The organism is Sphingopyxis sp. UBA6723, from assembly GCF_002454115.1.
Lineage (GTDB): Bacteria > Pseudomonadota > Alphaproteobacteria > Sphingomonadales > Sphingomonadaceae > Sphingopyxis.
The window spans coordinates 52,883-61,384 of record NZ_DKIH01000006.1; the positions used below are offsets into that span (position 1 = coordinate 52,883).

General features: G+C 64.7%; 5 protein-coding genes and 1 pseudogene. 2 read left to right on the forward strand and 4 right to left on the reverse strand.

Translation table 11 applies throughout. The features are described 5' to 3' along the window. Positions 1-83: 83 nt before the first annotated feature. Both B4F07_RS03760 and purC read right to left on the reverse strand, forming a co-directional pair. Positions 84-2,978 (reverse strand): M16 family metallopeptidase, encoded by a 2,895-nt coding sequence (locus tag B4F07_RS03760; RefSeq protein WP_293697708.1) that lies wholly within the window; start codon positions 2,976-2,978, stop codon positions 84-86. A gap of 179 nt (positions 2,979-3,157) precedes the next feature. Beyond that, positions 3,158-3,937, reverse strand: coding sequence for a phosphoribosylaminoimidazolesuccinocarboxamide synthase (gene purC / locus B4F07_RS03765; RefSeq protein WP_293697885.1), 780 nt, complete (start codon positions 3,935-3,937; stop codon positions 3,158-3,160). Between the two features lie 245 nt (positions 3,938-4,182). Here purC and B4F07_RS03770 point away from each other — a divergent pair, with 245 nt between their 5' ends. Further along, entirely contained in the window at positions 4,183-5,106 is a 924-nt protein-coding gene (locus tag B4F07_RS03770; protein WP_293697710.1) for a crotonase/enoyl-CoA hydratase family protein, read from the forward strand. On the opposite strand, the gene B4F07_RS03775 is transcribed toward B4F07_RS03770, so the two are convergent. Together B4F07_RS03775 and B4F07_RS03780 are read right to left on the reverse strand one after the other, a co-directional pair. Further along, complete coding sequence (locus B4F07_RS03775) at positions 5,103-6,734, reverse strand: alkaline phosphatase D family protein (RefSeq protein WP_293697712.1); 1,632 nt, start codon at positions 6,732-6,734, stop codon at positions 5,103-5,105. The genes B4F07_RS03770 and B4F07_RS03775 overlap by 4 nt on opposite strands. A gap of 82 nt (positions 6,735-6,816) precedes the next feature. Continuing rightward, positions 6,817-7,941, reverse strand: a complete 1,125-nt coding sequence (locus B4F07_RS03780) for a DUF3667 domain-containing protein (RefSeq protein WP_293697714.1) — start codon at positions 7,939-7,941, stop codon at positions 6,817-6,819. A 79-nt stretch (positions 7,942-8,020) separates the two neighbouring features. Between B4F07_RS03780 and proA the strand changes: the two are divergent. After that, positions 8,021-8,502, forward strand: a pseudogene (gene proA / locus B4F07_RS03785) (gamma-glutamyl-phosphate reductase); the annotation flags it as partial.

Here is an 8,502-nt window from a genome sequence, read left to right on the forward strand (position 1 = left end):
ATCTCACCCTCTCGGTTTGCCGCATCGGCGAGATCCCGGCCTTCGCCGGGATGACGATGGAATAAAGATCGTCACCAGCCCGTCTACTTCCCCGCCTTGTCACTCACCGCCTTGATCACCAGCGCCTTGTCATCGACCAGATAGCGCTTTGCCAGCGCCTGCAAGTCCGCGGGCGTCGCGGCCTCGACTTCGCGGATGCCGTTGCGGCTGCGGTCGAGGCGGTCGCTTTGGCTGGCGGCCTCGGCGACATAGGGCAGCCAATAGGCATTTTCCCGCCGCGATTTGGTCATCGCTTCGACCAGCGGCTTGCGCGCACGGTCGAGCAGGTCGGCATCGACGGGGATGTCGCGCAATTCCTTGGCGATGGCAAAGATTGCGGCGCGCGTCGTCGCAAGATCCTTGAAATCGACGTTGCTCGCGGCGAACACATGGCCATAGCCGGGAAACTCGTCCGACAAGCTGGCGGCAGCGCCTGGACTATAGCTTTCGCCAAGCTTCTCGCGCAGTTCCTCGGTCAGTTTGAGCTGCATCACCCGCGCAAGCAAGTTTAGGCGCATCGCCTCCGCCAGATCGCTGTCGTCGCGGGCGGGCCAATAGACGCGCAATTCGGCCTGTTCGGCCGGTCCCTTGTGGATCAGCGTCCGTTCACTGCGGTCCCTGGCATATTCGCGCACTCGGGCGTCGGGGCGCGGATCGAAGGCGGCGCGGCGGGCGGGCAGCGCGCCAAAGGTCGCCGCGATCGCGTTAATCGCCGCCTGTTCATCGATGTCGCCGACGACGCCGATCTCGATCGCACCGTTGGCAAAGCTGTCGGCAACCACCGGTTTCAGCTGCGCCCAGTCGAGCGACATGAGTTTTTCGAGCGGCGGGGTTTGCGAGCGCGGATCGTCATTGGCCAATATGCCGCCCGCATCGCGGCCGATCACCGCCGCCGGGGTCGCATCATTCGCGGCATATTGCTGGGGCAGCGCCCGGCGGATCAGCGCGAGGCCGTCGGGGCGATAGCCGGGATGGGTCAGATACGCCGCCATCAACTTGGCCTGGAGCCCGAAATCCTCGGGCGACGTCAGCGCGCTGCCGCCGAACGCGTCGGTGGCATTGCCGAAACTCGGGCTGACGGTCTTGCCCGCCAGAATCGAACGCAGTTCGTCGAGGCTGTGCGCTTCGAGCCCACCGAGCATCAGCGAACCCGCCAGCGACACCCGGGTCGGATCCTCGCGCGTCGCGAGCAGATTGCCGCCATCGACGCGCAGCGACAGCAGCACGCGGTCCTTCTGGAAATCGGTCTTTTTGATGTTGAGCATCGCATTATTGGCGAAGCGGACGCGGCGGATGCCAAGATCGTCGATCCGGTCATCGGCGACGATTTTGCCCGGCGTGCCGAAATTGTCATAAGCAAAGGCCGCATTGGTGGCCTCGGTCGGCGCTGCCACCGCGACTTGGGCCGAGCTGCGCAGCGCGGCGAGGATCGCATCGGCGCCGCCCTCGATCGGTTTCTTTGCCGACACCCGAACCAGCGGAGCGCTGAACCCCTCCATCCGCTTGCGGAACGCGGCGGTCACCGCCGCGGCGCTGAGCGAAGGCGCGGTCGCTTCGAACAAAGCCTGCGAGGTTTCGGGGCGAACGAACACAAAATCGCCCTTGGCAGCAGTGATCAGCGTGTCGGCGAGCGCATCGCTGCGCCGCGTCGTCACCCCGGAAACGGCGTTGCGCAGCGCGGTGCGGCGGTTCGCCAGCTGCTCGTCGACCTCGGCCTGGGTGAAGCCATGTGCGATGGCGCGGCGCTGTTCCTGTTCGATCAGCGCCAGCGCCTCTTTCCACGCGCCCTCCTTGGCAATCGCGCCGAAGGTAACCTGGTCAAAAATTTTCCAGCCGCCGGCTTCGGCAAAATAGCCCGCCAGGATTGGTGAATCCTCGTTCAGGGCGATCTTGGCCAGTCGGCGACTGACGATCGCCTCGCCGATATCTTCGGCCAGCGTGCGGGCGCGCTTCACTTTGGTATCCGGTTCTTCGATCCACGGTCTGAACGCCGCGATCGTTACCGAATCCTGGATCGCGGGGTCGATGAAATCGTCGGCCGCGGCGGGGCGCCGATAATCGACATTGCCGATGTCGGGATCGGCGCCCGCGGGGCCGCGCCCCTTCCAGTCGCCAAAGCGTGCCTTGATCTTGGCCTCGACCGCCGCCGGATCGAAATCGCCGACCATCACCAGCGTTGCGCGCTCGGGGCGGTAATAACGGTCGTACAGGTCGCGAAGGCGCGCCGCGGGAGCGGTGCGAATCACCTCTTCGGTGCCGACCGGAATTCGGCTCGCGACCTTCATCCCCTGCATCTGGAAATCGAGCTGATCGATGAGGTTGCGCAGCTGATATGTGTCGCGCGCGCGGCGCTCGGACAAGATGATACCGCGTTCGCGGTCGACCGCGGCGGGATCGATGGTCAGCTCGCTGCCCGTTTCGCGCATCAGCATCAGCCCGGTATCGATCAGGTCGTCCGAAGCGTTGGGCAGATCGAGCTTGTAGATCGTCTCGTCGAAGCCGGTCGAGGCGTTGGTGTCGGCGCCGAACGCCAGCCCCTTGCGCTCAAGCAGCTTGATCATCTCGCCCTCCGGCACATTGGTCGAGCCGTTGAACGCCATATGTTCGAGGAAATGGGCGAGCCCGCGCTGGTCGTCGGCCTCTGCAAAGCTGCCGACGTCGAACCGCATCCGCAGCACGACGCTGTCCTTGGGCGTAGTGTTTTGCAGCAGCGCATATTTCATCCCGTTGGGCAGCACGCCGAACAGGATGTTCGGATCGACCGGCACATCGCTGGCCGCAAATTTCCACGCCTTGGCTGCTTCGGTTTGCGGATTGGCGGCGGCCGTCGCGGCGGTCGGCGCCGGCGCTTCGCGGGCGTAGGCCGGTGCGGCAATGACGGCAAGCAGGACGAGGGGCGAAAGCGCGGTCGAAGCGCGCCGAACAAGGGAGCTAGACATCGGAACGATGTGGCCACCGCCGCGCGCGCGGTCAAGCCAAGGCTATGCCAAAGCACCGAGGACTTTGACGAACGACGTGCGCTTGTCCGATCCTGACCGCACCGATGTGGACGGCCATCGAACCGTTCGGGTCGCGCAAAGTCGGGATACGAACGGGATTAACGGGCCCGCGTTGAAGCTTAGCTGCCTTTTTTCTTGCGGTGGCTTTCGAGATCGAGCACCGCATTGTCGCCGCCCTCCGGCAGCAGGCCCAGGCGCCGGGCGACTTCCTGATAGGCTTCGACCTCACCGCCGAGGTCGCGGCGGAAGCGATCCTTGTCGAGTTTTTCGTTCGTCGTCATGTCCCACAGGCGGCAGCCGTCGGGGCTGATTTCGTCGGCCAGGATGATGCGGCTGAAATCGCCATCGTACAGCCGCCCGAATTCGAGCTTGAAATCGACGAGCCGGATGCCGACCGCCGCGAACATGCCCGACATGAAGTCGTTGATGCGGATCGCCATGTCCTGGATATCGTGCAATTCTTCCTGGCTGCACCAGTTGAAGCAGGCGATATGCTCCTCGGCCACCAGCGGGTCACCGAGCGCATCGTCCTTGTAGCAATACTCGATCAGGGTGCGGGGAAGCTGCGTGCCTTCCTCGATCCCGAGCCGCTTCGACAGCGTCCCCGCGGCCACGTTGCGCACGATGACTTCGATTGGCACGATCTCGACCTGGCGGATCAGCTGTTCGCGCATGTTCAGGCGGCGGATGAAATGATGCGGCACGCCGATATTGCCGAGCAGCGTGAACACATGCTCCGAAATCCGGTTGTTGAGCACGCCCTTGCCGCTGATCGTGCCCTTTTTCTGGGCGTTGAAAGCGGTCGCGTCGTCCTTGAAATACTGAATCAGCGTCCCGGGTTCGGGGCCTTCATACAGGATTTTGGCTTTGCCTTCGTAGATCTGGCGGCGACGGGACATGGCGTACAAACTTTCTGCCGGAACCAAATGAATGGCCCCGGCAAGCGACTCAGGGAGAGGCGGCGCCGGGGCGGTCGGGCGGCCTATAGCGGCAAAGCGGGGGCGCGTCATCCCTCGCTTCTCTCTATCCTTCTCCCAATGGGCGAGGGAATGTCGCTACGACGCTCGCCCTTACGTTTACGTCAACTAGAGCTTGCGCTCGCCCGCCTCTCTTGCAACCATGGCCGCAACCAAGGGAGAGAGATATGAGCTTCGACCAGATTCGCCTCGACCGCCACGAAGGCATCGCGCTGCTGACGCTCCACCGGCCCGACCGGATGAACGCCTTTACCACGGAAATGATGCTGGAGATTGTCGCCGCGCTCGACGAATGCGACGCCGACGACGCCGTGCGCGCGGTGGTTTTTACCGGGTCAGGCGACCGCGCCTATTGCGCCGGGGCCGACTTGGGCCAAGGCGCCGCAACGTTCGACTATGACAAGCGCACCGACAAGGCGGCGCTGCTGCCCGACGGCATGTCTGCGAGTCCGGTCGCCGATGACGGCACAATCGACTGGTCGCATCCGTTGATCCGCGATTCGGGCGGGCGGGTGTCGATGCGCATCTTCGACTGCAAAAAGCCGGTGCTGGGCGCGATCAACGGCGCCGCGGTGGGCATCGGCGCGACGATGACATTGTCGATGGACGCGCGGTTGGCCAGTGAAACGGCGCGTTATGGGTTTGTGTTTGCACGGCGCGGGATCGTGCCGGAAGCCGCGTCGAGCTGGTTCCTGCCGCGGCTGGTCGGCATCCAGAATGCGGTCGACTGGTGCTATTCAGGCCGGCTGATCGATGCCGCCGAAGCGCATGAGAAAGGGCTGGTGCAATCGGTCCACGCGCCCGGCGCGCTGATCGATGCCGCGATCGCCAAGGCGCGCGAACTGACCGACCATAGCGCGCCGGTATCGGTCGCGCTGACGCGTCATATGCTGTGGCGGATGCTGGGCGCGCCGCACCCGATGAGCGCGCACCGCTGGGACAGCCGCGCGATCTTTGCACGCGGGCGCAGTGCCGACGCGGCAGAGGGCGTGTCGAGTTTCCTCGAAAAACGTCCGGCGAATTTCACGGTCAGCGTCGCCAACGATTATCCGTGGTTCGGCGAGTTCGAGGACACGCCGCCCTATAGCTAGGCCGCGTCATATTTGCGCCGCCCGCGTGCCGCGGTCATACTGTGCGTGTTTTTCAGTGCTGGCGTGTGCGTGCGGATCGTTTCGACATTGTGCCAGTTGGCAGTGACCCGGTCGCGAGTCAGCTGGACGGTCACATATCCGCGATCCTGGGTGTTTGCCCATTTCAGCTGCGGCGACGAACGGCGGAGCGCGGCAACCCGCGCCTCGTCGGAGACGCCCTTGATATAGGATTCAAAGCCCGGCGAGGTGACGCTGTGTCCGGCGATCTCGATCCCCGCCGGTCGGCCGTCCTCGGCCAGGTCGAGCGCCCAGGCGTTGTGCGTGTCGCCGGTCAAGGTGACAAGGTCGGCATCGGCGCGCTGCGCCGCGGCGAGCAGCCGGCTGCGCGCCGCGGGATAGCCGTCCCAGGCGTCGAGATTCAGCGGCAGCCCGGCCTTTGCGGCCAATTGCCCCGCCTCGACCCGGCGGCGAATAAAGTCAGGCTGGTTGCCGCCGAACCAATCGCGGGTTTCCGGCGGGGTGAAGATGGTGCCCATCACCACCTGCTGCGCGCAAACCTGCCAGCGGGTGCCCGCCTTGGTCGAGGCCGCGAAGCCGCCGAACAGCCATTTTTCCTGTTCCGTGCCCAGCATCTGGCGCGCCGGATCGCGATAGGTGGTTTCGGCAAATTGTTTCAGCTTTGCCGCGGCATCGCCGCCGCCCGCGATAATCGCGTCGACTTCGAACTGGCGGTCGCGCGCGGTGACGCGCGTTTCGGGCAGGAAGATCGTTGCCAGATCGCCGACCTGATACTGGCGCCAGCGCGCGTCGGCGACCGGCATCCATTCGCGATAGACGCGTTCGGCGGCGATCACACGATCCGCCCACTCGCCTTCGCCCGCATTGTGGTTTTCAGCGCCCCCCTTCCACGCGTCGTTGGTCATCTCATGATCATCCCACTGGGCGATCATCGGGAACAGCGCATGCAGCCGCGCGAGGTCGGGGTCGCTGCGGTAGGCAGCGTAGCGCAGACGATAGTCCGCGAGCGCCACCATTTCGTGCGCCGGCTGGATCTCGCGACCCGGCAGCGCCTGTTTGAGCGAAGGATAATCGCCGATCGGATATTCGTAGAGATAGTCGCCGGCATGAACGACGAGGTCGATGTCCTGCCGCGCCGCGGCATGGGCATAGGCGTTGAACCAGCCGAAGGGCAGGTTCGAACAGGAAAAGAGCGCCATGTTGAACGCACCGGTCGGCCCGTCGGGCAGGGTGCGGGTGCGACCGGTCAGCGACGTCGTCCCGTCGGGGGCGATGAAGCGATAAAAATACCAGCGGCCCGGTTCGAGGCCGGAAACAATCAGCTTCGCGGTGTGGTCACGATCGCCGGTCGCGATGACATTGCCGCCGCCGACAATTTTGGCGAAGTCCGACGTCTCGGACATTTCGGCGGTCAGCGTCGTATCGCTTGCCGCGGCATAGCGTGTCCACAACAGCACCGAATTCGCCGCCGGTTCGCCGCTCGCGACGCCATGCGTAAAGCCCTGCGCCATCATCGCTTTCGCGGCGCCGGGCAGCGACAGCGCCGCCAGTCCCGCCGTCCCAAGTGCGATCAACTGACGCCGATCCATTTCGCCCCATTGGTGATGCATCACAAATCTCCTCGTCGACCGGCGGGTTCTTTGCCCGGCCTTTGTTACGATTCGGCGCGCGCGGCGAACGAAGGCCTTGACCCTAGCCCATCAGCCCGAGCGCGAGCAGCAGGAACATGAACATCATCACCGAAAACAGGCTGAAAAACAGCAGCAAATTGGTGCGAACAAACGCCCCGAACCGTGACGAGCGATAGGCGCCGCGCAGCTGGCGATACATATGAAAGGGGATGTAGAGCATCGCGAACGCCGTCGCGACGTCGCCGAAGATCGACAGGTTGAATAGGCGCACGACCACGAACAGAAGCAGCATGAAGCTGATCGAATAGGTGACGAACACAAAATGGTCGTACGTATGAAAGCGGCGGCTGAACGGAAACAGCAGCCACATGAAGGGCAAGGATAACGGGATCAGCGCCCAAGCAAATTTATAGGCGTTCGCCTGAAGTTTGTAGAACATGAGCGCGGGGTTCGCGATCGCCTTTTGCAAACTCTGATCGATAAAGGGCACCCCGGTATCGACCTTCGTCCGCGACAGGAAATCGGCGCCGGTCATCACCTGATCGACCGGATCCTTGAGCACCGGCGGCCCCTTATCGAGCTCCTCCTGGCTCAGGCGGCGCGCGACACCAAGATAGTCGGCGCTTTTCTGAAGCGTCGCCCGTTCGTCTTCGAGTGCCGTCCGCTCAGCAGCCAACAAAGTCTTGTTGGCGAGCCGCGCGTCGACACGGTCGACTTCAACCTCGAAACTTTCCTTGAGCGCGTTCGACCGCGTCTGCTCGGCCGCTGCCTTGGCAAGGCCCTCCCCCACCCCGCCGCCGCTGCCAACCATCGCGAGCACCGCATAGGTCAGAAACACCGCGAACAGGAACAGCGCGAGCGGCGAGATGAAACGCGCGCGTTCGCCGTGGATGTAACGGCGCGTCAGGTCGCCGGGCCGCCACGCAAGGAGAGGCAGCGTGTTCCAGATCTTGCCCTCGAAATGAAAGATCGCGTGCACCAGATCATGCCCGATCGCGCCAAAACTGCGATGGACGTCGGCGCGCTGGCCACAATGGTGGCAGTGCGAGCCGGTGAGGCTGGTCCCGCAGTTGAGGCAGCGAAGGGCGCCGTGCGATCCGCCCAAACCGCCATGCTGCGGTTCGACCGCGCGGCCCGCCAGCCCCGCCGTCACCGCCGCCCCAATGCCTTCCACGTCCCCGCTCATGGCGCCTTGCCTAAAGCGGTACAGGGCCGGGTGCAACGGGGCTTTCGGGCGCCCAGCGAAACGTGATAGTGGCAATTGCATGAACGCCGAAGCCCTCACCCCGCCGCCGATGCCCGGCGATGCCGCCGCCCTGATTGCCGACATGGGCGCCCAAGCGCGCATCGCAGCCAAACGGCTGGCGCAGACCCCGACCGCCGACAAGGCCGCCGGCCTGATGGCCGCAGCGGCCGCGATCCGCGCGCGGGCGAACGAAATCCTGGCGGCCAATGTCGACGATATGGCGGCGGGACGGACAAACGGCCTGTCCGGCGCGATGCTCGACCGGCTGCGGCTGGACGAAGAGCGGCTGGCCGCGATTGCCGATGCGATCTACGCCGTCGCGGCGCTGCCCGATCCGGTGGGCACCGAGATCGACCGCGTGACGCGCCCCAACGGGCTGGTGCTGAGCCGTGTGCGCGTGCCGCTCGGCGTCATCGGGATCATCTACGAAAGTCGCCCCAATGTGACCGCCGACGCCGCGGCGCTGGGGCTGATGTCGGGCAATGCCGTGATCCTGCGCGG

What these genes read in the sequence shown, in the direction of transcription:
- B4F07_RS03760 (WP_293697708.1), bottom strand. Translation starts at nt 2,978, where the DNA reads ATGTCTAGCTCCCTTGTTCGGCGCGCTTCGACCGCGCTTTCGCCCCTC.
- B4F07_RS03780 (WP_293697714.1), bottom strand. Translation starts at nt 7,941, where the DNA reads ATGAGCGGGGACGTGGAAGGCATTGGGGCGGCGGTGACGGCGGGGCTG.
- purC (WP_293697885.1), bottom strand. Translation starts at nt 3,937, where the DNA reads ATGTCCCGTCGCCGCCAGATCTACGAAGGCAAAGCCAAAATCCTGTAT.
- B4F07_RS03775 (WP_293697712.1), bottom strand. Translation starts at nt 6,734, where the DNA reads ATGCATCACCAATGGGGCGAAATGGATCGGCGTCAGTTGATCGCACTT.
- B4F07_RS03770 (WP_293697710.1), top strand. Translation starts at nt 4,183, where the DNA reads ATGAGCTTCGACCAGATTCGCCTCGACCGCCACGAAGGCATCGCGCTG.